Genomic DNA, 23,665 nt, shown 5'->3' on the forward strand with positions numbered 1-23,665 from the left:
CATTATCGGACTTTCTTGATCAGACTCGCTGGATTTAGGACCCTGAGTGCTTTTTACAGACAAGATAAAGCTTATCAATATTTCATAACAAGGACAAAGCCTGTTCGCGAGAAGGACGTTTTCCTCACCCATGAACAATATCTAGAGCGGAGATATCATTTCCAAAATATAGCACCTGATGTTGACAAAACTCCTCTGGTCGACGTCATCTGCTTCAGTTTTTCCGGATGTCGCATGATGTATATCTGACTTATCTGACCTTTTGCATCATATCCAAATGATAGAGTAGCGTGAACGTTACCTTCATCCACAATTAACAATCCCAAAGTGCCATTCAGTATTTGTGTCGTCATCGTCATCTCGCTCCATGCGTGGGATAAAATATCCTCAACAAATCGACAGATCGCATCATGACCGACGATTACATCCTGCACAGCCAGTACTTTGCCACCACTATCCGCACGTAAATCACTCTCAGCCCGTAACATCGTTCCTAGAATCTTGACATTCCCGGTTTTGATTGCTTCCTGAAAAGCTTCTAACAGTTTTTCCTGATGTTGTTTCTCCGGTACGTGCCGCACATTGTTTTTTGCCACATACTCACGTGCGCGCGTTGCCAATTTACGACAATTCGCGGATTGCATATCCAGAATGCAGGCAACCTCGTCAAATGGCATAGAAAACACATCGTGTAGTAGATACGCCGCCCGCTCCTTTGGTGTCAATCGTTCCAACAAAAGAAGAAAGGCTGTTGTCAAAGATGAGGCTATTTCCAATTGTTCTTCAGCGCTGACTTCAAATTCCGTTTGAATTTGATCCGGTATCCAAGACCCAATGTAATCTAATTTTTGACGATTGGCAGATTTCAGTTCGTCCAAACAACGGTTTGTGCAAACACGTGACAGCCAACCAGCAGGATTCTCTATCTCCGGGCCAGAATAGGAGATCCATTTCAGATAGGTATCTTGCACAATATCTTGCGCATCACTGATAGAGCCCAACAAGCGATACGCAAGCCCCATAAGACGGGGTCGCGCTAGCTCAAACATATCTGTTTTAGTTTCAGCCATCATATGAATGTTGCCGTATCAATGCTTGGATATCTGTACACGATTCCACAGATTGATCATTCCGATATCTGTTGTAATTACCGTAATTTCCTTGTCTGAAAAATGTTCTCGTAACTCAGAACGAAGTTTCGCATAATTTGTTTTTGAATCAAATATTGTCAGTACCTCGGTCCACGCTAATGCTGCACGTTCTGGCGCAGAAAATACATCCACATGACGCCAAACAATCACTTTATCCAATTTTTCCTGACTAACCCCGGCTTTGCGTGCGTCAGAAATATGCATATCAACACAATAGGCGCATTGGTTCATTTGGGACGCCCGTAACTCAATAAGCGCAGAGAGGGAATGTGCCAAACCACGCTCTGCCATCATCACATGAACCTGTCCAAGGAACCCTATCAGTTTGGGATCATTTTTTTCATGCAGAACAGGTTTTTCAGATGTTAGGGGCACAGAAGAAGTCGTCATCATCGTATTTCCTTTGTTGTCTTTGATGTTGCTTTCAGGAATATGACGCTTGAAGAGCCCTTAATGTGACATCGGTTATTAAATATCTATGCAAAAAGAAAACCCGGCACAAGTATGCCGGGTTCAAAGTTTGAGACACCAAAACCTCCAAAATAGAGGCTTTAATCAGGGGAAGATATTTATTTGCTGATGATGTTATGCTCAGGGCCATAAGGGAACTTGGTGATGTTTTCGACACCATTTTCACCCACAACAAGAATGTCATGTTCACGGTAACCACCCGCACCCAGATTGCCTTCTTCAATCATGATCATAGGCTCCATTGAGACAACCATACCCGGCTCGAGAACTGTTTCAACATCTTCACGTAGTTCCAGTCCGGCTTCGCGACCATAATAATGACTTAGTGTCCCGAATGAGTGACCATAGCCAAAGGTTCGATACTGGAGCATATCGTGCTTCTTGAAGATTTCGTTGAGCTCAAGTGCAATATCACAGCAACGGACGCCAGGTTTAATCAGCTCCAAACCAACTTCGTGTACTTCGACGTTGGCTTTCCAGTACCTCATATGTGCATCAGACGCGTACTCGGCAAATAACGTTCTCTCAAGCGCGGTGTAGTATCCGGCGATCATCGGAAAGCAGTTTAAGCTCAGGATATCACCTGATTCAATCTTCCGACTAGTCACCGGATTATGGGCGCCGTCTGTATTGATTCCTGACTGAAACCAGGTCCAGGTATCCATAAGTTCTGCATCAGGAAAGGTCTTAGCAATATGACGGATCATTGCCTGTGTTGAATGTAGCGCAACTTCGTGTTCCGGAACACCAACAGCAATGGCCTCTGCACAGGCCGCCCCGCCAATATCAGCTGTTGCCGCGCCATGTTTGATGATCTCGATTTCTTCTGCAGACTTGATCATCCGCATCCGCATGGTCGGTGCGCCAATGTCCACAAACTCGGGACTTCCGAGGGCCACGGCCATTTTGTTCTTATTATCGATGTTAATGTGATCGAATTCCAACCCAACGCGGCCCAGATTTTGACCCAACAATTCATCTTTAATCGCAAAGAAATAGTTATCTTTTTGCCAATCCGTATAGATGACATTGTCATCAAAACTGCGTCTCCACGGCTGTGCACCATCGATATTCGCAGTGACCGAGATATGTTTGTCCTGGGTAACAATCAAACCGTAAGGACGTCCGAAAGCACAGTACACAAAATCATTGAAATAATTGACATTGTGATAAGAGGTCAAAATCACGGCATCAATATCATTATCAGCCATATGCCGACGTAAATTACTGACACGACGTTCCATTTCCGCTCTGGAAAATGTGCCTTGTACTTTTTCTCCGTTACGGATGCGCAGTGTGCGTTCCATTGCTGACTCCAATAGTAAGGGAATTAATTTTCAGCCTATTGGTATCAAAAAATCATCCATAAAAATAATTTATAGTATTAATTACAACATTTGTTTTTTAAATGGATGAGGATCATCTTCGGGGGAAGATGACCCTCGACACGCTAAGCCAACAAGCTTTTAAGGGAAAAGTCGTGACTCAAACGTATAAGAATTGTACGCCAAGCTATTATTGTTCAGCCGCACACAATCACCATAACGCCTCTTGCTTAGGACAAACTATATCCCATGTGCAACAAGAATTTATTAGGCTAATTTTGTGTAAATTTTTATATATTTTAATGACTTAGAATTATTTACCTTAATAACAAAGGAAAACAGTCACTTATTAATCATCTCCTTCAATCAAGTTGCAAACATCAACTTTTTAAACATCTAAACAAGAAAGATAATTATTGAGAATCTCTTTGACTCGACATTAGTCAAGCATGTGAATCTCTTTTAGATTCCAAATCCAGTTCGTGGTTGAAATCTCTGCGTAACTTTTGTCATTCCCGCCGATCATACAAGGGAGGAGAAGACGGATCGGCCCTTTCATATCGACCTTGATCTCATGCATCAGATATCTTGTTGCAACAAAAAAACAATTTGCGGGCCGCTTCGAAAGCGTCAAATCAATGGCATACCCATCTAACGCGACCAATTTAACCCGATTCGCATCCACCATGCCCGAGGCCCTTAAAATATCAGATAAAATCACTCCCTGATACTTCCCGTCTTCATTTTCCCAAATTGGCGGTACAAAAACTTCGTAAAGAGGCAGCTCTTCAAGGTCTTTGATTCTAAATTTAGAAACTTTTTCCCCATTCTTAACCAAAAGTGCGCGTTTGTTACTGACGGAAACTTCCAGCGTTTCCTTAAAAACAGTAACATGATCTGTATCGGCATAGGCCTTTGTAACCACAACGAAAAACACACTCACAAAGATCAAGACAACTAAATAAGGATATTTGACCACAGCAATAACTTTCAAAGAACCCCACCAGGTAACCATATGATAAATATCAATAATTAATAAAGTATCTAAAAGCTGATCTTGTCTCTGAATTCATTCCACAAAGAGATGCTATTTTAATAAAAACAGAACGCATCCATTATCGGTATAGCTGCTAGAAAAGGTGCATAAACAAATATAACTCTCAGAGTTAATGCAGAAGATATAATCGAAGAAGCTTACTATGAAATCGTCACAGCAACCTTATCAAGAAGTGAACGTTATTCACGGCTCATAAGGAGGGCCATCAAGCCCCAGTCTCTCTTGCGGCCCCTTCAATAGCTGTCGGCTTGGTGATGACAATCTCGTTCTTTTCACCATTTTCCAATACCAGCGCAGTGCCAGTTACGGTTTCAAGCTCTTTTGATTCAATAGTATTTTCTTCCGCCATAATTGCCGGTCGTTTCCAAGTCAGGGAATCAAAGGAACCACAATCACCACAGTGAGCTTGCCAACTTTCAGCAATTGCACCACAAGACTGGCAAACCCAATTATGGGCAATAAGGGCAGTTTCAGACTTCTCAAACCATTCTGCCGCCGCACGATTATCACCGTGCTCTTCCTGCTCTAACCGCCCCATCAAACGACAAACCAATCGGCTTGGACCTCCTTGCTCAGAAGCTTGCTTCAGATGACGACGCGCCTCGCCCCATAATTTCGCGGCTAAATTGGCTTCTGCCAGCGCAATATGACTTTCGTAATGATCTTTATTCTGCGCAACCATCTGTCCCAAACGTTTAGCACGTTCAACATTACTTTCAGAAGGCCAAAGCGTCAGAAATACACGGGCAAGATCACGGTGAGGCTGTTTACCCCAAGCTTTTTTCAATGTTTTTTCTGCATCCTTCACTCGCCCGGCACGATTATAAGCCTCGGCAAGAAACGCCACAGCAGGCACCAGATCTGGCGCCAATTTATAGGCTTCTTTGGCAAAAGAGAGCGAGGCTTGAACCTCACCCTGATCATTCGCTTTCAGAGCTTGTTGCAATTTAACTACAGCGCGTTTTCGGGCAGCTTCTGCAGGAGTAAGATTCTTTGTCTTCGCCCCTTCTTTCAAAGCCTGATCTGCAATTGCAAATTGTCCCGTTGCTTCCGAGAGTTCAAACAGACTTTCCTGAACCCACGGCGTTTTCGGGCTCAAAGCGTGCGCTTGTTTTGCCAACTCCAGCGCCTCGGTAAAATCACCTCGGCGTTGTGCCTGCATCAAAAGCCCTCGCAACCCGAGAAAACGAGTCTCCTTGTCCTCCAGCATGGCCTTGAAATAGTTTGTCGCAGCCTCTTCATTTCCCTGCAACTGAGCTGCCTGTGCAGATAAAAGCATGGTTAAGGGAGGTTCATCAGACAAAAGGTTTTCTGCTTTACGCGCCATAGCCAGAGCTGTCTGCGCTTCGCCAGCAGCCACAGCAACCATGCCATGCGTTAACGCCTTGTATCCGCGTTTCTTGCGATTATCCTGCCGGGCTTGCCCAAAAAGAGCTGGCGCGTTGATAAGACTACGCCAGAGCCGATACAGAAACGCCGCAGATATTGCCAAAGCAACAGCCGCAAGGAAAAGAACCCCGACCGTTGTTTCCAGACGATAACCAATCCAGTCAACGGAAACCAGACCAGGACGGTTCGCAATCCATATAACAATTGTCAGAACAATCGCCAGCTTGAGAAAATAAATCAGTGTCCGTTTCATTATTCGATACCTCCGGCACCACTACCCTGTGCCGTAACACCGATCAGAAGCAAAGCTAGTTTTTGACTGATTTTCTCCCCTTCCTGACGCTGTTGGGCCAATGCAAGCCAATCTTGCATTCCCGAAGTCGCCGCAGAAGTAAGGTTTTCAAGCTCCTGCAAAGCGCCCGATAAATCACCATCTTTCAGATAGTTCTCTGCCCGGGCCAAAACACTTGATGTTCCCTGCCCATCAAGAATATCAATCGGGCGAATTGAAACCACATCCGTAACACGACCAATTGCCTTATCGACCCAAGTCTGCCCTCCGGCAATTTTATCAGCTGAAAGTGCTTCACGTGCTGCGGCTGGAAAACTTGCTCTTAGGTCAGTTAAACTGGGCAATCCCACAGCCGCAAAAGAAGATAGTGGAGATACCAATTCACCAATAGTGCTGTTTTCCGGGGCAACCGCACGGACGAGATCCAGTTCTTTCACAAAGGGGCCAGATCCACGCAAGGCATCACGCAGCTGTAAAACACCAAGGGCCAGATAAACATCACCTGTTGCCGGGCTTGTAATCAATGTCTGCGACGGTGCAGATCCACCCGCTTTAATACCTTCAACTTCAGATACAAGCGCATTCATTTGTGTTCGAATAGCCGCCAACTGTTGGACAGAAGCTCCGTTGGAAGTATTGCCTGTTGATGAAGAAGCAAGTCCTCTACTTTCGATTCCATCCAGACGCTCACGCGTTTGTTCCAACTCTGATTTCAGGGCATCAATCAGGCTTTTATCCGCGTCACTTGATGTCACAACAACGCCACCACTTGTCAGACCGTTCAACTGTCTTTCGAGTTCAGATTGTTCTAACTTCAATGTACGCACTGTCTCTGACAGTGCCAGGAAACGATTTTCATCCACGCTCTTGTTTTGGCTATTAAAAGCGTCCCGTTCCAATCCCGCAATTCGATCTTCCAAAGAGCTGATATTCATTGTTTCGGCACCAGCCCCAAATGTAGGTATCTTTTCGACAAGGGGTAGCCATTCACTTCGGAAGAAAACTGCCGCTGCCATCGCCAGAGCACAGAATCCGATGCCGTAAAAGAAACTGTTCAGACCTCCGCCCTTTTTTACAACAGCAGCTGTTGGTGCATCAGGCAGCTGGTCATCAGCTTGGATCTGGCCATCAGCAACATCGTTCGCTTTTTCAGCACCCACGTTTTTTTGAGTATCATTATCTTTTTCGCCGATGGTCGATTTTGAACCTGAAACGGGAATTGAGCTCGATGCTTTAGATTTTGTAGTGGAATTGCCAGAGGAGGAATCGCTTGCAGCACCTTGTTCCGCTTCATCCGACAGTAAAAGATCACTTTCTCGAACTCTCGCCACATCCAGCGTAACCTTGGCTTTCGCCGCAGCTTTCAGTATATCTTCGTGACGGGCCGATGGAATTGAATCCCGTTCTTTCCAGCCTTGAACAGTGCTGACAGCAATTCCCAGTTTGCTGGCTAACGGCCTCAAGCCACCAAAAGCATTGATAATTTCCTGTGTTGGACTTTCTGTAACCGCTTCTTTATCAAGCGATTTGCTCTCATCTTTGACAGAAGAATCTGTTGTCGGTTTGCTTGGTTTGTCGCCCTGTTTGCTGGCCATATTATCCTCTGTTATCCAGATTGTGTTTGATCCTTGCGGAGCAAAACACCCATGTGACTCTGATCATCACACGATCAAAACACGTCATTAAGGAAACTATGCGCCAGAGTTAAGGCAAAATCCAGTACGTACGTACACTTATTTGCTTGATGCAATTAACTTTATCATATCAGCCCTGTTCGGTTGCTCAGAAACCAGTAGCTTGATCCCGGATATTTCATCAAAACATTCGGCAACAGCCTGACTTAAACAATAGATCGTCAAACCCTCTAGGCTAGATCGTAATTTCTCTTGAGATAATAATGATAAAAATACTTTTGAAGATCGTGGCGAGAAAAAACTTACCTCTTTGATTTTTCTTTCTTTGAATAGATTTTTTGTTTGCTGAAGCAATCTTTGGGATGACGTTGCTTCATATAGAGTTTCACGACGATAAGAATAACCGGATTGTCCCAGATCGCTCTGTAAATTTCCTGCTACTTTTGAGGCTGCAGGGTGTAATAAAACGCCTGTTTCAGTCTTCAATTTCACACGAACCAGCTTTGCCAAATCACTCACATCACCATTAGCGGAATAGACACACTCGAATCCACATTTACGCGCTGCTTCAGCAGAACTTTCCCCTACACAAAGTGCTGGCAGAGAACGGTCTTTACTATTTAGCTGATAAGCACGTACACCATTTGCAGAGGTAAAGAGAACAGCCTGTACGTCAGAAAGATCAAGTTCAACAGAGTTTTGAAAGGCAATATCAAAGACCGCATCAAAATACACCTCGCGCCCCAATTGTCGAAGCTCAGAGGCAAAAGGCTCCTGATCCGCTTGTGGACGCGTGACAAGATGAGTGATCATTAAAGACCTCTATGACAAATCAGGTTTGTTGCTCTTCCAGAATTTTAAAAAACTCTTCTCCGGCCTGTTCCTTTAGGTCCTGACCCGCTGATCGTCCCATTTCCTCGGCCGACGCTATAGGACCACGCCGCTCTGCTGTATAAATTTCGCTACCATCTGTTGCCGCCAGCATTGTGCGAAGATAAAGCTCATCACCTTCTATTTCTGCAAGTGCTGCAATAGGTGTCCGACAAGATCCATCCAGCTCTGCCAGGCAAGCCCGCTCCGCCGTAATACGCTGCATCGTTGGCTCATGATGAATGGCATCAACATATGCGCGGACACGATCATCCCCTGTTCTCACCTCTAGCCCCACTGCACCTTGTGCCGGTGCAGGTAACATTTCCTCGGTTGAAAGAGCTGCCGTGATCAAATCGGATTGTTTCAATCTATTCAGGCCAGCAACAGCAAGCAGAGTGGCATCGACTTGCCCTTCTTCCAGTTTACGTAACCGTGTTTGAACCGACCCGCGAAAGGTAATGACCTCAAGATCAGGACGTTTTGCCTTGATTTGGGCTTGCCTGCGTAAAGAGGCAGAGCCAACAACAGCACCTTGTGGAAGTTCTGCCAGTGAGTTTGCTTTGGATGAGAAAAGTGCATCACGGGGATCTTCCCGCTCAAGAACCGTCGAAATTTCCAATCCGTCAGGCAACCACGTCGGAACATCTTTCATTGAATGTACAGCGATATCAATACTGCCATCCTGCAGGCCGTCTTCAATCTCTTTGGTAAAAAGTCCCTTACCGCCAATTGCAGACAGTGCCCGATCTTGAATCATATCGCCAGTGGTTTTAATCACAACAATTTCGACAGACTCTTCGCCCTTCAGATCAGGATATGCTTCTTGTAACAGGCATTTAACTTCATAAGCTTGTGCGAGAGCAAGGGGACTTCCCCGGGTACCAAGACGAAGAATTGGATTATCAGTCATAAATTATTGCCATGCGTTCCTGTAAGTCTGAATAAATGAATTTACCCAGAGAAAGTTCAATCAAGCGCACCTTACTCTTTCAGTCAGCTTTCGACAATTCTTATGGTGTGTACAAGTCGCGCGGCGAACCGACGCAGATTAAACCTGCCCCAGACGATAAGATGCATGACGATTAAGTGCGGTAAATACAGTTGATAGAAAAATCGTTTACAGCTTTTCCTCGCCCACCATTGCGTTTTTTAAAGTCTCGGCCCAATCCATACTCTGAGCCAACCACTTCATTTTAATGTTATGCCCGCCCTTATGAAGACACAACTCCATCTCTTTACCTGTCGTACACCCGCGCCAGACCTCACAGGACATATCATCAAGAGAAACAATTTCAGGATCGGCTTCACAGCGATTGGTTTCTTGCCAGATACCTACGCCGGTTTTCACATCGCCCTGATGCCACCGCGATCCGATAGGTCGACCTGTCATCGGAACAACACGATCTGCCAGCCCGTGAATATGACGAATGTTTACAGGGTTTTCACAGGCAACAGGATGGGGACGCCAAAACGAACCGGCGATTGGGAAAAAGGCGGAAAATTCCTTGCCCATGTAACACGCGACATCCCAAGCCATCGATCCACCTTGGGAAAAACCGGAAACCCATAAACGGGTCTTGTCCACGTCATGTCGAGACTTCACATCCCTTAGAATATCTCTGGTGAAGGCAATTTCATCGCGCCGTTCGCTTGGTGCACCTACATTGGACCAGCTGCGATTCAGGCCATCAGGAATAACCAGCATCACGCCCCGTGAAGAAGCAAGCTTCAGTAAAGCATTATTCTTCAGGACCAGATCAGCACTCTGCCCATAACCATGATAATAAAACAGGGTTGCATAAGGGTTTGCACTTTTTTCAGTCCCGGGCATCACAACGATATAGCGTCCAGATTCCAAAACAGTTTCTTCAATCATAGAGGACGCTTTTGACTGTGGACTCGCTGCTTGCGACATCGAAGCAATAAATAGCCCCGCCAACAACAAACCAATCACAACAAGAGCTTCAATTCGCTTCATAAAAAAATCCGCTTAATAGAATTAGATCCGAAGAAATCAGATTTATCAAATAGCCAGACAAATGATGACTTACTCTTAAGTAAACGACCTTGGCGGCTTTTCCATCTCACAGAAAAACAATTTTTAGTTATATCTGTTTAAAAATAAAAAAACCTGTCAAAGAAATTAAAAAACTAATTAGCCCTGTTTGAACAGCGAAACCTTGCCCAAGCGTCCCGAATGGTATTTTCTACGCATAGATTTTGAACAATGAGATTTGGTAAAGGCTAGATGCAAAAACATCATAATCTCACTTGTTAATCAGCCGAACCGGGTAAATCAGCCAACCCAGGTAAATTAACCGAATTGGAAAGCATGGCCGACACAAAAAGCATGAAAGTACTTGGCATAGAAACCAGCTGCGATGAAACAGCCGCGGCAATCGTTGACAGTGATCATAACATTCTCGCCAACAAAGTGCTTACCCAGTTGGAAGAGCACAAACCCTATGGTGGTGTCGTTCCCGAAATTGCAGCACGCAGTCACATGAACCACCTTGATCGCCTCATCAGATCTGCACTGGAAGAGGCTGACCTAGAATTTGATCAACTGGACGGCATCGCAGCAACAGCAGGCCCTGGTCTAATTGGCGGTGTTTTTGTCGGTGTCATGACTGCCAAAGCAATCGCCGCTGCACGCAAGTTGCCTTTCCTTGCTGTTAATCACCTCGAAGGGCATGCTTTAACAGCGCGTCTCACAGAAAAAGAAGCAGCAAATTTTCCTTACCTTCTTCTTCTCGTGTCCGGTGGGCACTGCCAGCTTCTTGCCGTCGAAGATGTTGGACGCTATACCCGTTTGGGCGGCACGATTGATGATGCCGTTGGCGAAGCCTTTGATAAAACAGCCAAGATGATGGGGCTCCCCTATCCCGGCGGTCCAATGATCGAACAGATTGCCAAGAATGGTGATCCCAAACGCTTTGACCTGCCACGCCCGATGAAAGGGCGTCCGGGATGTGATTTTTCTTTTTCCGGGTTGAAAACAGCCATACGCAAACAAATCCTTGAATGTGCCAGCAAGGGAAGAAGTGCAGAAGCTGACATTACAAATCTGAGTACCCAAGATAAAGCCGATCTTGCCGCTTCATTTCAACTGGCGGTCGGGGATGTTCTTGTTGATCGCTGTAAAAAAGCCATGGATGTCTTTCAAGATACCTATGGCCAACCGGGACCATTGGTCGTAGCGGGCGGTGTTGCTGCGAACCTGACACTACGGGCACGTCTGACAGAACTCACAGATGCGCATAATACCAGCTTGCTAGCCCCGCCGGTCAAACTCTGTACAGATAACGGTGTTATGATTGCCTGGGCAGGGTTAGAACGCCTTCGCCTAGGGCTTACAGACTCGCTGGATTTCGCCCCGCGCCCTCGTTGGCCACTTGATCAGCTCACTGGCGTAGAGGCATCAAAGGTATGACAGACAAACCCGAAAAAACAATCGGGGTTCTCGGGGCTGGCGCTTGGGGGACCGCCCTTGCTGCCGTCGCCGCAGAGGCTGGAAATGATGTCATTTTATGGTCACGGAATGAAGACGTTGTTACAAACATCAATACTGATCATGAAAACAAACTCTACCTGAAAGGCGCGAGCCTGAGTTCTAGAATTATCGCAACAACAAAAACCTCAAACCTTCAAGACTGCGATGTTCTTTTACTGGTTGTTCCCTCTCAACATTTGGGAACCGCCTTAAAGGCCAGTAAAGACCAGATCAATCCCCAAACCCCCCTTGTCCTCTGCACCAAAGGGGTCGAAATCAAAAGCGGGCTTTTGATGACGGAAATGGTTGCAGAAATACTCCCGCAAAATCCCATTGCTGTCCTCTCCGGGCCAACCTTTGCCATCGAAGTTGCCAACAAGCTGCCCACCGCGGTAACTCTTGCCTGTGCAGATGAGAATTTAGGTAAAAGTCTATCAAAAACACTCAACAATCGCTCCTTTAGAATTTACCAGTCTCTGGACCCTATCGGGGCCGAGATCGGCGGTGCTGTGAAAAATGTGATTGCGATTGCCTGTGGTATCGTCGAAGGGCGAAAGCTTGGCGATAATGCCCGTGCCGCTCTGATAACCCGCGGCCTGTCTGAAATCGTTAAGCTTGGCCTTGTCAAAGGCGGACGCCGTGAAACCCTTATGGGTCTGTCAGGAATGGGGGATCTCACCCTCACCTGTACAGCTACACAATCCAGAAACTACGCTCTTGGCAAAGCTTTGGGCGAAGGAGTTGCGATAAAAGATTACCTCAAGGGTCGGATTACAATCGCCGAGGGGTTAAGTTCCAGTAAATCAGTAACTGAACTCGCCCGGAATCTTTCAATCGATATGCCGATTTGTAATGCGGTTTGTAACATATTACACAACGATGCAGATATTGATGAAGCCATCGCTCAACTTCTCGCCCGCCCGCAAAAAGCAGAGATGTAATCGAACCAAGATCTTGACTCTCAAACATTAGGAAACATCAAATGAAGTTCATTTTTTCATGTGTTGATAAAAAAAATCACGCTCATGTCCGCGCTGAAAACCGCCCGGCCCACCTGGAATATCTTGGTCAGTTCATTGATTACATTGTTGTCGCAGGTCCAACTTTGGGTACTGACCATGAAAGCATGACCGGCAGCCTTCTTATTCTCGAATTTGATGATGTAAAAGCAGCACAGGACTTCGCTGACAACGATCCCTACAATAAAGCTGGCCTTTTCGAGCAGGTAACAATCACCCCTTGGAAACAGGCTCTGCCCAAATAAGGTTTAATACCCATCTGAATATTAATAGCACTGCTTGTGTACCCAGCGAGCAGTGCTATTCTGTTTAAGAGATACAGCCTTTAAAAGGAGGTCACTTTGGCATATTGGTTGATGAAGACGGAACCCGGTAACTGGTCTTGGGAAGATCAGGTAGCCAAAGATGTTGAGCACTGGGACGGTGTACGCAACTATCAGGCCTCGAACAATATGAAGGCAATGAAAATCAGGGATCGGGTATTTTTCTATCATTCTGTCAAAGAAAAGAAGATTGTCGGCATTGTCGAAGTTTGCCAAGAATACTACCCCGATCATACAGATAAATCCGGACGTTTCGGGATGGTCGATGTCAAAACACTCTACCCCATGACCAAGCCTGTGAGTCTGGAAGAAATCAAAGCACACCCTGCACTGCAAGACATGGCACTGATCAAACAATCACGACTTTCTGTAATGCCGATAAGTGATGATGAATGGGAAATTATTTGTGCAATGGGTGATACGAAACCCGCTTAAACAACCCGACCAGTACAGGTAAATTTTACTCTTTCGCCAGAATTTTACCGACAGCCCCTTCAAGGGCTGTTATGAGCCCCTGACCTTCTTTACCGCCATCGCCTTTAATTTTCTGCGCAATGATCATTCGCATCGTATTGACGTGCGCTTCAATCAAATCCAGACGTTCGCTGGCAATTTCTGAATTTTCCTGAATGAAATGGCACATTGATTTGGCAGCCAATGACAATAGCGGATAGCTGAACGTCGCCGCTTGCCCCTTAATGTTATGACCGATCCTGTGAATTTCTTTAATGCATTTGGCACGGTCACCTTGACCACTTTTGGCCGTTTTCAGAAACTCATAAATCTTTCCAGTCTCTTCATTGACCAGAATTTCATAATCGTCTTCCATCTCGAAAAGCGCTTGCTCTGCCTTTGCAACGATGTCCTCAAGTTCAGGCCCACCTTCCGATGGCACCTTGGGCTTCAGATTGTTGGTTGGCATATGCAATTTTACTTCCACTTTTACTACCTAAAGTACTTCCGAAACGATAAAAGCTTCGACTATATTATCATCTAGTTTACAGGATGAAACCCTAATCAAGCACAAAGAAAAATGTGCCGCCGATCAGTTCAACCGTCAGTAGTTTTCCTTCTGGAACTTTGGTTAAGGATTCAAGTTGCCTGAGAAAACCGCCGCAAGGGTTGATCTGTAATTGGCCAGTGAACGATAGCAGCGAAAACACCGAGGAAGATAGAGATCCACCACACCAAATCATAGGATTGGGTAGAATCGTATAACACCCCCCCTAACCATACACCAATAAAGCTGCCGACCTGATGGCTAAAGAAAACAAAGCCAAACAGAGTCCCCATATATTTTGGGCCAAAGATCTGTGCAACAAGACCGGATGTTAGCGGTACTGTGCTTAACCACAGCAATCCCATCGTAAAGCCAAAGACCAGAAAGGAAACAGTTGAGGCCGGCATAAGAATGAACGCAAGAATTGCCACAGAGCGTGCAATATAGATTCCCGACAATAGATATTTCTTTCGGTAAGCGCCGCCCAAGGCCCCTGCAGTGTAAGAGCCAAAAATATTTGCTAGCCCAACCAATGCCAATGTCCAGGCCCCCACTTCAGGGGCCAGGCCTTTATCAATGGCATAGGATGGAAAGTGAACAGTTATAAAAGCCAGATGAAAGCCACATACAAAAAAGCCCGCAATTAATAACCAATATCCTCTATGCCCAGCAGCTTCCTTTAAAACCTCTGACATTGTCATCGTCACATCAGATTCAGGTGAAGAACCATCTGTTGTCGATGAAACACCCCGTAAAAAATAAGCTGCTGGTACAATCAACATCAAAAGACTGGCAAGGATTAACAAAGCATTCTGCCAGCCAAAGCTTTGCAACAAGCTACTGCCAAGAGGAATGATCAGGAACTGCCCCAAAGAAGCAGATGCCGTTGCAATACCCAGCGCCAAAGAACGTTTGTCTTCCGTCACAGATCGTCCGATAACCGCCAAAACAACACCGAATGTTGTCCCGCTCAAGCCAATACCAACAAAAAAGCCCGGCCCTATATGAGATGCAATTGGCGAATAATCCATGACACCAAGGACAATACCGCCAGCATAAATCAATGCGCTCAAAACCAAAACACGCCCGGCCCCATAACGGTCAGCAACCATCCCGGCAAAGGGTTGCGCAGCGCCCCAAAGCAAGTTTTGAACAGCCAGCGAGAAAGCAAGAACTTCGCGCCCCCAGTTTAGTTCATCCGAGATCGGCTTCACAAAAAGGCCGTAACTGGACCTGATTCCAAAGGCAAGACACAAAACAAGGCAACCTGACAACAAGACAACCCAAATAGGTCTGGTGGACGGAATTGTATTATCAGCGTTCGTCATAAAATTTACTCACACTCGGATTTTGGACAATAGGGATACAACAGAGTTTTTGAATTAGTCTTCAAGAAAAACAGCTACCGATCCACAGAGCTGCATCCCAGAATTTAGCGCCAAAGGCTTCTAAAGATCCGGGGAAGATCAAGATAATCGCGAAGCAAACAATTATAATGATCAAAATAGCCAGTAGATGTCGCATAACAGGTTTCATAATAACCAGCATACCCTCTACTGCAGAAATCACCAATTGAATCAAACTAATCACTAACCTTAGATATTATAATCCAGATTAAAAACTATTGATTTCACTCAATAGATTTAGATCAATACAAAATTACACCTATAGGTGTTTTCACTTTGCTTTAACTTCTTGGCTTTACCCTGAACAATTACTTTCGCGCTTTTAGAGATAAGAAAGCAGAAAAACCCGGGGACCCAATGGGCAATGAAAGTTTAATAAGTTCCTTGCGCCAGGAACGTGATCGTTTTCTCGCTTTTGCCTTTTGCAGAGCGGATCTTTTGCTAGAACTCTCTGAAAACCATAAAATTGTCTTTGTCAGCGGTGCAACACAGGCCATCTTTGGCCGATCAGTCAAAGAACTTATTGGCACAGAAATAGGCGATCTTGTCTTATCCCACGAGGAACCCGTTCTCAAACATCTTTTGTCTGGCATGGTTGGTGGTGTACGGCCCAATCCCATGAACATTGATTTTAAAAACAAATCTGGAAAAGCTCAGCCTCTTTCCCTCACTGGCTACTATGTCGAAGATTTGGAAAAGCATTATTTTCTTTCTTGCAAAATCCCCGCAACTATTTCAGCAACATCCCCGCAAACAACGCGTCAAGCTGGCGGCGATATCGTTCATGATCGTGTTAGTTTTGGGCAAACAGTTACAGAGCATCTGAAAAATAATCCAGAGGATAAATTAACCTTTATCGAGTTGGAAGATTACGAGAATTTCGCCAATAAACTGGATAAAGACGCCCAGTCAGAGCTTTCGGAAACAATCAATAGTTACCTTCGCGCCAGTTCATCAGAAGCAAACTCTGCAGCCTCATTCGGGAATGGTAAATATGGCCTGATCAGCCGCCCGGATCTGGATATCGATAAACTAACCGACGAGATCTCGCGTCAGGTTAAGGACGCAGACCCCGATGGAGTCGGCCTCAAAGTTGAACAGGCAAGCATTGCTTTGGCCGACAGTGGTATTTCCGGGGGCAATGCTGCGCAGGCACTGAGCTTTATGATTCAACAATTTGCGCATGACCAAAGCGATAATTTCAGCCTCGCTGATCTGGCACACTCTCTTCCGGAAATTCTGGCGCGGATCAAAAAAACTGCCGAACGTATTATCAGAGTAACGGAAGGGGAGGATTTTATCATTGTCTTCCAGCCTATTATCGACTTGAAGACACGCGAAATACACCACTATGAAGTTCTGGCGCGAATCAATGATGAAACTGGATCGCCACAGGATTTTATTCGCTCGGCAGAAGATTTGAATCTTATCAAGGGCTTTGACCTGGCAATCTGCCGGAAGGCAATCAGATGGATTCAGGATAACCCAAGCAGCGAATACAACAGATCTATCGCTATAAACCTTTCGGCTGCGTCTATTGGTGATGCAGATTTTATCAAACAACTAACGCCTCTGTTAACACCGCTCAAAGATAATCCGGATTCCCTCCTTTTCGAGGTAACAGAATCGACAAGAATCCCTGACCCGGTCATCGCAAATGAAGCAATGCAAACCTTGCGTAACCTAGGGCACAAGGTTTGCCTTGATGATTTTGGCGTTGGTGAAGCTTCACTCCAGTATCTTCGCCAGTTCCAGGTTGATGTTCTGAAGATTGACGGCAGTTACATACGCGATGCTTTGGAAGATGAAACATCTGCACATATTCTCAAGGCCATTGCCGATCTTTGCCGCAAACTCAACATCAAAACTGTTGCAGAAATGGTCGAAGACGAAGAAACCACTCAACTACTGATCAACTGTAATGTCGATTATGGTCAGGGGTATTATTTTGGTCGCCCCTGTAACGACATCAGTATTTTTGAAGAACCGGATAAACCCCGGGCAACAGGGCGACGTACTGGTTCCCAAGAAAGTTGGGCATAGTTTTAACAAGCACAAGACACTCTCTTATATTTATCTCTCCACAACTTTGCAGCCCGTAGCCGAGCTCAAAGAACGATTGCCTGTTTAAATTCACCAAAGAGCAATGCTGCATCGCAATATAATTTTCACTAACAAGACAGTGGCTTATCGATTATTTCCAAATTACCCTTGAGAAATCAGGAAATTCCGTAAATAATCCCTGCGAATAAAAAACCGCTGATAAAAATAAAGCAGCGCAACAATAAATAATAATATAGGGAGACCGAAACATGTCGGACGCCACTGTTTTTCCCGTACCGGAAGATCTCGCCCAAAAAGCATGGGTAGATGAACCCCGTTACCTTGAAATGTACCAGCAATCCATCGAAGACCCCGAAGCATTTTGGGCTGAACATGGAAAACGCATTCACTGGTTTAAACCCTTTACCAAAATAAAAGACGTAAGTTATGGCCCCGGCGATGTTCATATTCGCTGGTACGAAGATGGCACAACAAACGTCTGCTACAACGCAATTGATCGTCATCTGCCAACAAAAAAAGATGACACGGCTATCATCTGGGAAGGGGATGATCCCAGCGAACATGAATACATCACTTATGGTCAGCTTCACGATCACGTAAGCCGTTTCGCCAACGCCATGAAAGCCCGCGGCGTAAAGAAAGGTGATCGCGTCACCATCTACATGCCGATGATCCCCGAAGCCACCTATGCAATGCTGGCCTGTGCCCGAATTGGTGCTGTTCACTCTGTTGTTTTTGGTGGCTTTTCGCCAGATGCACTGGCTGGTCGAATTCAGGGCTGTGAATCAAACTGTGTGATCACCGCTGACGAAGGTTTGCGTGGCGGACGCAAAGTCCCCCTCAAGGCCAATACAGACAAAGCACTGGAATCCTGTCCTGATGTGGACACCGTTTTTGTTGTAAAACGCACGGGTGGTGATATCAACTGGGACGACAAGCGCGACGTATGGTGGGATGAAGCCTGCGCCGCAGCTGACAAAGAGTGCCCCGCTGAAGAAATGAAGGCCGAAGATCCGCTTTTCATTCTCTTTACATCCGGTTCAACAGGAAAACCCAAAGGCGTTCTTCATACAACCGGTGGCTATCTCGTTTATGCATCAATGACACACAAGTACGTCTTTGATTATCATGACGGTGATATCTACTGGTGTACGGCCGATGTTGGCTGGATTACTGGCCACAGTTACATCGTTTACGGCCCGCTGACCAATGGCGCGACAACGCTTGTTTTTGAAGGCGTGCCAAATTACCCGACAGCTTCACGTTTTTGGGAAGTGTGCGACAAACACAAGGTCAACATCTTCTACACAGCCCCGACGGCTATCCGGGCGTTGATGCGTGAAGGTTTGGAAGCTGTCAAGAAAACCTCCAGATCAACAATTCGTCTTCTTGGCACAGTGGGTGAACCTATCAACCCAGAAGCATGGATGTGGTATCATCAGGTTGTTGGTGAAGGTCGCTGCCAGATTGTTGATACATGGTGGCAGACTGAAACAGGCGGCATTCTGATTACGCCACTGCCGGGGGCAACTCCTCTGAAACCAGGTTCTGCAACGCGTCCTTTCTTTGGCGTGAAACCGCTACTGGTTGATAACGACGGAAAAACGTTAGAAGGAGCAACAGAGGGTAATCTCTGTATCTCAGACTCTTGGCCCGGACAAATGCGAACACTCTACGGCGATCACGACCGCTTTGTTCAGACCTACTTCTCGACCTATGACGGCCTTTATTTTACGGGTGATGGCTGTCGCCGGGATGAAGACGGTTATTACTGGATCACGGGGCGTGTAGATGATGTAATCAACGTTTCCGGTCACCGTATGGGAACGGCGGAAGTTGAATCTGCACTCGTCGCGCATGCCAAGGTCGCTGAATCTGCCGTAGTTGGTTATCCGCACGACATCAAAGGCCAAGGCATTTACGCCTATGTGACGCTAAACGCAGGCGAAGAACCCAGTGACGAACTGCGCAAAGAACTCGTCGCCTGGGTCCGAAAAGAGATCGGCCCGATTGCAACACCGGATATGCTGCAATGGGCACCAGGCTTACCCAAAACACGTTCAGGTAAGATCATGCGTCGTATTTTGCGTAAAATTGCCGAAAACGACTATGGCAGCCTGGGGGATACGTCCACTCTGGCAGATCCATCCGTCGTTGATGATCTTATTGAAAACAGAATGAACAAGTAAGCTGTTTGCAAATTAACCAGAAAGGGCCGAGACCAAGTTTCGGCCCTTTTTCTTTGCCTCAGAACACAAAAATACAAAGGGTATGAACACTATCTCCATTGTTGAGCCAAATACTCCAATAAAGCTCGAAGCTTCAAAGGCACAAAGTCAAGTTGCTGATAGTAAGCCCACATTTCAAAAGGACGGCTGGTTAATTCCTTTAAAACAGGGACAAGATCTCCCCTCTGTACTTCATCACGAATGATAATTTCCGGAATATAGGCAATCCCCTGTCCACGTAAAGCAGCCGCAATTAAGGCCTCTGTATTATTGCTCACCAAACGCCCGTGAACAGAAACCTCCTGTCCATGCTCAAAGCGCCATTTCGCTTCGTGGCTTTGGCTTTCAAAGACCAAACAAGCGTGATCCACCAAATCCGAGAGCTGTTCCGGCACACCCATATGCGCAATATAATCAGGGCTGGTAAAAAGCTGGTTATGATAGCGACAGAGCGACCGTCCAATAAAAGCACCGGAATCAAAATTGTCTAATTTCCGGGCAAGAGAGAGATCCGCAGCGGCTCGAGGAAGTTCTTCATAGGATACGGACTGTAATTCAATCTCTATTTTTTGATACTGATCGAGGAAACCATCCAATACGGGCACCAGAACCCTGTTTAATACAGGCGGTGGTGCCGCAATGCTCAAAATTCCCTTAGGCTCTTGCCCCAGGCTTTCCGTTTCATCTAACAAAGATTGCCACTGACCATGAAGAAATGTCATGCGGTTATAAAAATTATCCCCAGCCTCGGTCACAGATATTCGCCGAGTAGTCCTGCGCAATAGCTGAACGCCCAGTGATTGCTCGAGCTCTGCTATCCGCTTTGTCACCACTGAAGGACTAACATTCATGAATCGTGCGGCGGCGGCCATCGACCCCTGTTCGACCACAGACTTAAAGATCAAGGCTCTGTTAAAGTCATCCATATTATTTCCAAAATAAGAATAACCAGTTATCAATTATGATAATTGTTCTCGTTTATTTAAGCAATATGATGCCTCGTCATTTATACGAAGTAAAAGGATAAGACGATGTATGTTGTTGAGATTGTGAGTTGGCAAGCGGCACCAAACGTAACCGACCAACAGATGATTGATGCCGTTCAGGCAATGGTTCCCGACCTCGAAAAGCTACCCGGATTTAGGTATCAGTCCCTCTCAAAAGATGATGATGGTCTATGGATGGATATTTACTATTGGGATACGAAAGAAGATGCCCATAAATCAAACGATTTGATGACAAGCAAACAGTCTTTGCAAGACCTCATCCCCCTTATTGATATGAGCAGTTTGAAGATAGATGTTTTGACACCACATCAAGAGTCAGGTTTAGTAAATTTCTCCTGAAAAATACTTGCCACCCCGATAAGCGACCCAAATGCTCATTGAAAAATCCTTCTATTTTCTAAGACACGGCCTAACGGACTGGAACAAAGAAAAGCGTTATCAGGGACAGCGTGACATCCCACTTAACGACGAAGGCATCAAGCAGGCATATTAGGCACAGGTCCTTCTAAAGAACGAAAATATTACAGCGATCTATACCAGCACACTGTGCAGAGCAAAAAAGACCGCCGAAATCATTAATGAAGTCCACAAAGTGTCTTTGATTGAATCATTGGCACTACAGGAATGCCATTATGGTTCTTTAGAAGGCCAACTTAAAACAAACCCAGAAGTCGATGCCGATTAGCAAAAGGGAATAACGCCACAGGGTGCGGAAGATTACCTCAGTTTCTCGGAACGGGTTCTCAAAGCTGTAAATGATATTCTGAACACCAACGGCGTGCCCCTGATCGTGGCGCACCGTGCTGTTTTTTGGCCCATCGCAGAGGCAGCAAATATCGGGCATGATATCGACTTGGGAAATGCCTACCCGGTTCTCATGCATCCTCCAATGTCTGGTAAAAACAGTTGGAGGGCAAAATTTATTAGCACTTAATTTCGATAAGTTGTTCGAAAAACTCATCACAGAATCACGCTTCCCTTCAATAAAACTGACATGTCTATGTAACTATCTTAAGTAGCAAAAGACACGAAAAAGGCATCAGTAAAACATCATAGAAGTATGTCTAACTTGTACCTCCACGAAGTAAATGCTACTCCAAATTGCGTCAGCGTACTTTGGGGGGGACTGTTTCGCGTGTTTTTCATAAAAAAGCTAAGACCGTTATTAGCTTACGTCTATCGACTCAGTTGGCCATCTCTAATAGCAACAACTATATTTTTGTTTACGCTTACTTGGGTTGGGTTACTTATTTTAGAACCCAGTGATAGCCCAATCATCCGTGCTGATACCTTTTGGTGGTTTTTCTTTGTAACAGGAACAACCGTTGGCTACGGCGATTTTGCCCCCATGTCACAAGGCGGTCGCGTTATCACTGTGATCTTTAATATGGCTGGCGGCATTGGCTTGCTGGGGGCATTCATTGGCAAATTGGCGGGCGATTTTTCAACCCTGATACGACGTCGACATCTTGGGAAAGGGAGTTATCTCTACATGACAGGACACATTGTTATCTTCGGGTGGCGAAAAGAAAGAACCCGAAAAATCATTGAGTCTATTCTTGCCGATGAAGCTGAAAATCGACAGATCGTTCTCTGTTCCAGTACCGTGACGGAAAACCCGATGCCAGAGAAAGTAAGTTTTGTCTCTGGCAGTCAGCTTGCGACTGATGATGTTCTACAGCGTTCCAATGTAACAGAAGCTTCATGCGTTATTATTGATGGTGGTAATGACGATCAAACACTAGCCATTGGAATTGGCGTCAATGCACTATTGAACGGTCACACCCACGTAGTTGCCTATTTTCAGGTAGAAGAGTACGCGAAGCTCCTGCGGAATGTGAATTCCAAGATTGAAACCATTGTCGACATGTCTGGTGATCTACTGGTCCGGGCAATGCAAGACCCCGGATCTTCACAACTTCACGAAGAATTATTATCAGCGCTTGTCGGTAGTGCAACCCAGTTTTCAGTACAAGTACCCGATAACATTCCTACGATGAGTTATCTTGATATCCTGATTGGCTTGAAACGTCATCACAACGCAACATTGCTCGCGGTCGCCCCTTCACAGGACCCAACAAGACTTTGCCTCAATGCCAGCAACGATATCAATTCCGGGGACTCTCTCTTCATTGTAGCCAAAAGACGTCTTTCTCAAATCGATATCGACTGGTCAAAATTTGGCACATAACATTTTTTCAAAAAAACTCTTGAACCCATCATCACCTATATTACATGTAACATATAACATGTAAGAAAATCGAATGACTAATAACGAAGCAGAGATATTATTGTGAACGCAAAAAAGTCCTCTCATTACCAAGCTCTGTATCGGGAACGATTAAAAGCCAGAGGGTTTGTGAAACGGGAGGTATGGATCCCTCCTGAAATGAGCACAGTTCTGAAAGATTGCGAAAATGCTCTTCGCGAAGGATTAATGCCGGAAATACCGACAGCAAAGGGAAAGAAGATAATGAACCAGGAAGATGTTTGGACCACTGAAAGTTTATTTGATGCGATTTCCGCATCTGACAATGCGACCAACAAAGAGCTGCTTATTGAACTCGTCGAAGGTGCAGACCCCGGGATTCTCATTACAATGAATGAATTTGGCGACCTGCCAATTTTCATGAGTGTAAGCGGAAGCCAAATCGTTGCAGAAAGCCTGTTATGGCCTGTGAAAGATGTCGATGATGCCGAAGCTTTTAACGCGATGCTTTTACGTTCTCACAAGCTCATGCCGCTTTCAACTTTTGGCATTGCTCCCGGTCCTGACGGGCAAGATTATTACGAAATCTTTGGCGCACTGAGTGCTGGCTCAAAATTGGAAAGCATCCTGGAAGAGATCGAAACACTTGCCGATAACGCCATTCAGGCTGTCGAAGCTTTTGACACTGCTTTTCGCAAAAGCGCCTGATCACCACCTACCGCAA

21 protein-coding genes and 1 pseudogene are annotated in these 23,665 nt (G+C 45.6%); 10 read left to right on the forward strand and 12 right to left on the reverse strand.

Features of this window, described 5'->3' with window-relative positions; all coding sequences use genetic code 11:
• Window positions 1–155: 155 nt before the first annotated feature.
• The 9 genes from sigJ to D9A03_RS15530 all read right to left on the reverse strand — a co-directional run bounded on the left by sigJ (window position 156) and on the right by D9A03_RS15530 (window position 10,170).
• Window positions 156–1,073, reverse strand: a complete 918-nt coding sequence (gene sigJ / locus D9A03_RS15490; protein WP_120498128.1) for an RNA polymerase sigma factor SigJ — start codon at window positions 1,071–1,073, stop codon at window positions 156–158.
• A gap of 15 nt (window positions 1,074–1,088) precedes the next feature.
• On the reverse strand, window positions 1,089–1,544 hold the full coding sequence (locus D9A03_RS15495; protein WP_216825507.1) for a carboxymuconolactone decarboxylase family protein: 456 nt from the start codon (window positions 1,542–1,544) through the stop codon (window positions 1,089–1,091).
• A gap of 176 nt (window positions 1,545–1,720) precedes the next feature.
• Window positions 1,721–2,929, reverse strand: a complete 1,209-nt coding sequence (locus D9A03_RS15500; protein ID WP_120498129.1) for a M24 family metallopeptidase — start codon at window positions 2,927–2,929, stop codon at window positions 1,721–1,723.
• A 457-nt stretch (window positions 2,930–3,386) separates the two neighbouring features.
• Entirely contained in the window at window positions 3,387–3,962 is a 576-nt protein-coding gene (locus D9A03_RS15505) for a hypothetical protein (RefSeq protein WP_120498130.1), read from the reverse strand.
• 247 nt (window positions 3,963–4,209) lie between these two features.
• A complete protein-coding gene (locus D9A03_RS15510) occupies window positions 4,210–5,646 on the reverse strand; it encodes a heme biosynthesis protein HemY (protein ID WP_120498131.1) in 1,437 nt (478 codons plus the stop codon).
• Window positions 5,646–7,280 (reverse strand): COG4223 family protein, encoded by a 1,635-nt coding sequence (locus tag D9A03_RS15515; protein ID WP_120498132.1) that lies wholly within the window; start codon window positions 7,278–7,280, stop codon window positions 5,646–5,648. The genes D9A03_RS15510 and D9A03_RS15515 overlap by 1 nt, the downstream gene beginning before the upstream one ends.
• 138 nt (window positions 7,281–7,418) lie before the next feature.
• Window positions 7,419–8,132, reverse strand: a complete 714-nt coding sequence (locus tag D9A03_RS15520) for a uroporphyrinogen-III synthase (RefSeq protein ID WP_120498133.1) — start codon at window positions 8,130–8,132, stop codon at window positions 7,419–7,421.
• 19 nt (window positions 8,133–8,151) lie between these two features.
• Window positions 8,152–9,102, reverse strand: a complete 951-nt coding sequence (gene hemC, locus D9A03_RS15525; RefSeq protein WP_120498134.1) for a hydroxymethylbilane synthase — start codon at window positions 9,100–9,102, stop codon at window positions 8,152–8,154.
• A gap of 207 nt (window positions 9,103–9,309) precedes the next feature.
• Window positions 9,310–10,170 (reverse strand): PHB depolymerase family esterase, encoded by an 861-nt coding sequence (locus D9A03_RS15530; protein WP_120498135.1) that lies wholly within the window; start codon window positions 10,168–10,170, stop codon window positions 9,310–9,312.
• 372 nt (window positions 10,171–10,542) lie between these two features.
• On the opposite strand from D9A03_RS15530, the gene tsaD reads away from it, so the two are divergent.
• The 4 genes from tsaD to D9A03_RS15550 all read left to right on the forward strand — a co-directional run bounded on the left by tsaD (window position 10,543) and on the right by D9A03_RS15550 (window position 13,462).
• Window positions 10,543–11,625 carry a tRNA (adenosine(37)-N6)-threonylcarbamoyltransferase complex transferase subunit TsaD gene (tsaD, locus tag D9A03_RS15535; RefSeq protein WP_120498548.1) on the forward strand — a complete coding sequence of 361 codons (1,083 nt, stop codon included), beginning with the start codon at window positions 10,543–10,545 and terminating at the stop codon, window positions 11,623–11,625.
• Window positions 11,622–12,626 carry an NAD(P)H-dependent glycerol-3-phosphate dehydrogenase gene (locus tag D9A03_RS15540; protein WP_120498136.1) on the forward strand — a complete coding sequence of 335 codons (1,005 nt, stop codon included), beginning with the start codon at window positions 11,622–11,624 and terminating at the stop codon, window positions 12,624–12,626. Before tsaD ends, D9A03_RS15540 begins: the two co-directional genes overlap by 4 nt.
• 41 nt (window positions 12,627–12,667) lie before the next feature.
• On the forward strand, window positions 12,668–12,949 hold the full coding sequence (locus tag D9A03_RS15545) for a YciI family protein (RefSeq protein WP_120498137.1): 282 nt from the start codon (window positions 12,668–12,670) through the stop codon (window positions 12,947–12,949).
• 96 nt (window positions 12,950–13,045) lie between these two features.
• Window positions 13,046–13,462: an EVE domain-containing protein gene (locus tag D9A03_RS15550; RefSeq protein ID WP_120498138.1), complete on the forward strand. Its 417-nt coding sequence runs from the start codon at window positions 13,046–13,048 to the stop codon at window positions 13,460–13,462.
• A 25-nt stretch (window positions 13,463–13,487) separates the two neighbouring features.
• Here D9A03_RS15550 and D9A03_RS15555 read toward each other — a convergent pair whose 3' ends face one another.
• Together D9A03_RS15555 and D9A03_RS15560 are read right to left on the reverse strand one after the other, a co-directional pair.
• The gene (locus D9A03_RS15555; RefSeq protein ID WP_162938188.1) at window positions 13,488–13,967 is read right to left on the reverse strand and encodes an Hpt domain-containing protein; all 480 of its coding nucleotides are present in this window, start codon (window positions 13,965–13,967) and stop codon (window positions 13,488–13,490) included.
• Window positions 13,968–14,119: 152 nt separating this feature from the next.
• Window positions 14,120–15,355, reverse strand: a complete 1,236-nt coding sequence (locus D9A03_RS15560) for an MFS transporter (RefSeq protein WP_120498140.1) — start codon at window positions 15,353–15,355, stop codon at window positions 14,120–14,122.
• Window positions 15,356–15,790: 435 nt separating this feature from the next.
• Between D9A03_RS15560 and D9A03_RS15565 the strand changes: the two genes are divergently transcribed.
• Together D9A03_RS15565 and acs are read left to right on the forward strand one after the other, a co-directional pair.
• Window positions 15,791–17,476, forward strand: a complete 1,686-nt coding sequence (locus tag D9A03_RS15565) for an EAL domain-containing protein (protein WP_120498141.1) — start codon at window positions 15,791–15,793, stop codon at window positions 17,474–17,476.
• Between the two features lie 269 nt (window positions 17,477–17,745).
• On the forward strand, window positions 17,746–19,686 hold the full coding sequence (acs, locus tag D9A03_RS15570) for an acetate--CoA ligase (RefSeq protein ID WP_120498142.1): 1,941 nt from the start codon (window positions 17,746–17,748) through the stop codon (window positions 19,684–19,686).
• An 89-nt stretch (window positions 19,687–19,775) separates the two neighbouring features.
• On the opposite strand, the gene D9A03_RS15575 is transcribed toward acs, so the two are convergent.
• Complete coding sequence (locus D9A03_RS15575; RefSeq protein WP_120498143.1) at window positions 19,776–20,651, reverse strand: LysR family transcriptional regulator; 876 nt, start codon at window positions 20,649–20,651, stop codon at window positions 19,776–19,778.
• Between the two features lie 105 nt (window positions 20,652–20,756).
• On the opposite strand from D9A03_RS15575, the gene D9A03_RS15580 reads away from it, so the two are divergent.
• The 4 genes and pseudogenes from D9A03_RS15580 (at window position 20,757) to D9A03_RS15600 (ending at window position 23,649) form a co-directional block, all read left to right on the forward strand.
• The gene (locus D9A03_RS15580; RefSeq protein WP_120498144.1) at window positions 20,757–21,071 is read left to right on the forward strand and encodes an antibiotic biosynthesis monooxygenase; all 315 of its coding nucleotides are present in this window, start codon (window positions 20,757–20,759) and stop codon (window positions 21,069–21,071) included.
• Window positions 21,072–21,102: 31 nt separating this feature from the next.
• Window positions 21,103–21,417, forward strand: a pseudogene (locus D9A03_RS20115) (histidine phosphatase family protein).
• Window positions 21,418–21,951: 534 nt separating this feature from the next.
• Window positions 21,952–22,923, forward strand: a complete 972-nt coding sequence (locus D9A03_RS15595) for a potassium channel family protein (protein ID WP_162938189.1) — start codon at window positions 21,952–21,954, stop codon at window positions 22,921–22,923.
• Between the two features lie 198 nt (window positions 22,924–23,121).
• Window positions 23,122–23,649, forward strand: coding sequence for a YjfI family protein (locus D9A03_RS15600; protein WP_162938190.1), 528 nt, complete (start codon window positions 23,122–23,124; stop codon window positions 23,647–23,649).
• Window positions 23,650–23,665: the final 16 nt, after the last annotated feature.

Source organism: Kiloniella sp. EL199 (genome assembly GCF_900313065.1).
Taxonomy (GTDB): domain Bacteria; phylum Pseudomonadota; class Alphaproteobacteria; order Kiloniellales; family Kiloniellaceae; genus Kiloniella.

Coding starts and splice junctions, on each gene's coding strand:
- D9A03_RS15560 (WP_120498140.1), bottom strand. CDS start 15,355: ATGACGAACGCTGATAATACAATTCCGTCCACCAGACCTATTTGGGTT.
- D9A03_RS15580 (WP_120498144.1), top strand. CDS start 20,757: ATGTATGTTGTTGAGATTGTGAGTTGGCAAGCGGCACCAAACGTAACC.
- D9A03_RS15540 (WP_120498136.1), top strand. CDS start 11,622: ATGACAGACAAACCCGAAAAAACAATCGGGGTTCTCGGGGCTGGCGCT.
- D9A03_RS15510 (WP_120498131.1), bottom strand. CDS start 5,646: ATGAAACGGACACTGATTTATTTTCTCAAGCTGGCGATTGTTCTGACA.
- D9A03_RS15545 (WP_120498137.1), top strand. CDS start 12,668: ATGAAGTTCATTTTTTCATGTGTTGATAAAAAAAATCACGCTCATGTC.
- acs (WP_120498142.1), top strand. CDS start 17,746: ATGTCGGACGCCACTGTTTTTCCCGTACCGGAAGATCTCGCCCAAAAA.
- hemC (WP_120498134.1), bottom strand. CDS start 9,102: ATGACTGATAATCCAATTCTTCGTCTTGGTACCCGGGGAAGTCCCCTT.
- sigJ (WP_120498128.1), bottom strand. CDS start 1,073: ATGATGGCTGAAACTAAAACAGATATGTTTGAGCTAGCGCGACCCCGT.
- D9A03_RS15600 (WP_162938190.1), top strand. CDS start 23,122: ATGAGCACAGTTCTGAAAGATTGCGAAAATGCTCTTCGCGAAGGATTA.
- D9A03_RS15495 (WP_216825507.1), bottom strand. CDS start 1,544: ATGATGACGACTTCTTCTGTGCCCCTAACATCTGAAAAACCTGTTCTG.
- D9A03_RS15520 (WP_120498133.1), bottom strand. CDS start 8,132: ATGATCACTCATCTTGTCACGCGTCCACAAGCGGATCAGGAGCCTTTT.
- D9A03_RS15565 (WP_120498141.1), top strand. CDS start 15,791: ATGGGCAATGAAAGTTTAATAAGTTCCTTGCGCCAGGAACGTGATCGT.
- tsaD (WP_120498548.1), top strand. CDS start 10,543: ATGAAAGTACTTGGCATAGAAACCAGCTGCGATGAAACAGCCGCGGCA.
- D9A03_RS15575 (WP_120498143.1), bottom strand. CDS start 20,651: ATGGATGACTTTAACAGAGCCTTGATCTTTAAGTCTGTGGTCGAACAG.
- D9A03_RS15515 (WP_120498132.1), bottom strand. CDS start 7,280: ATGGCCAGCAAACAGGGCGACAAACCAAGCAAACCGACAACAGATTCT.
- D9A03_RS15500 (WP_120498129.1), bottom strand. CDS start 2,929: ATGGAACGCACACTGCGCATCCGTAACGGAGAAAAAGTACAAGGCACA.
- D9A03_RS15530 (WP_120498135.1), bottom strand. CDS start 10,170: ATGAAGCGAATTGAAGCTCTTGTTGTGATTGGTTTGTTGTTGGCGGGG.
- D9A03_RS15505 (WP_120498130.1), bottom strand. CDS start 3,962: ATGGTTACCTGGTGGGGTTCTTTGAAAGTTATTGCTGTGGTCAAATAT.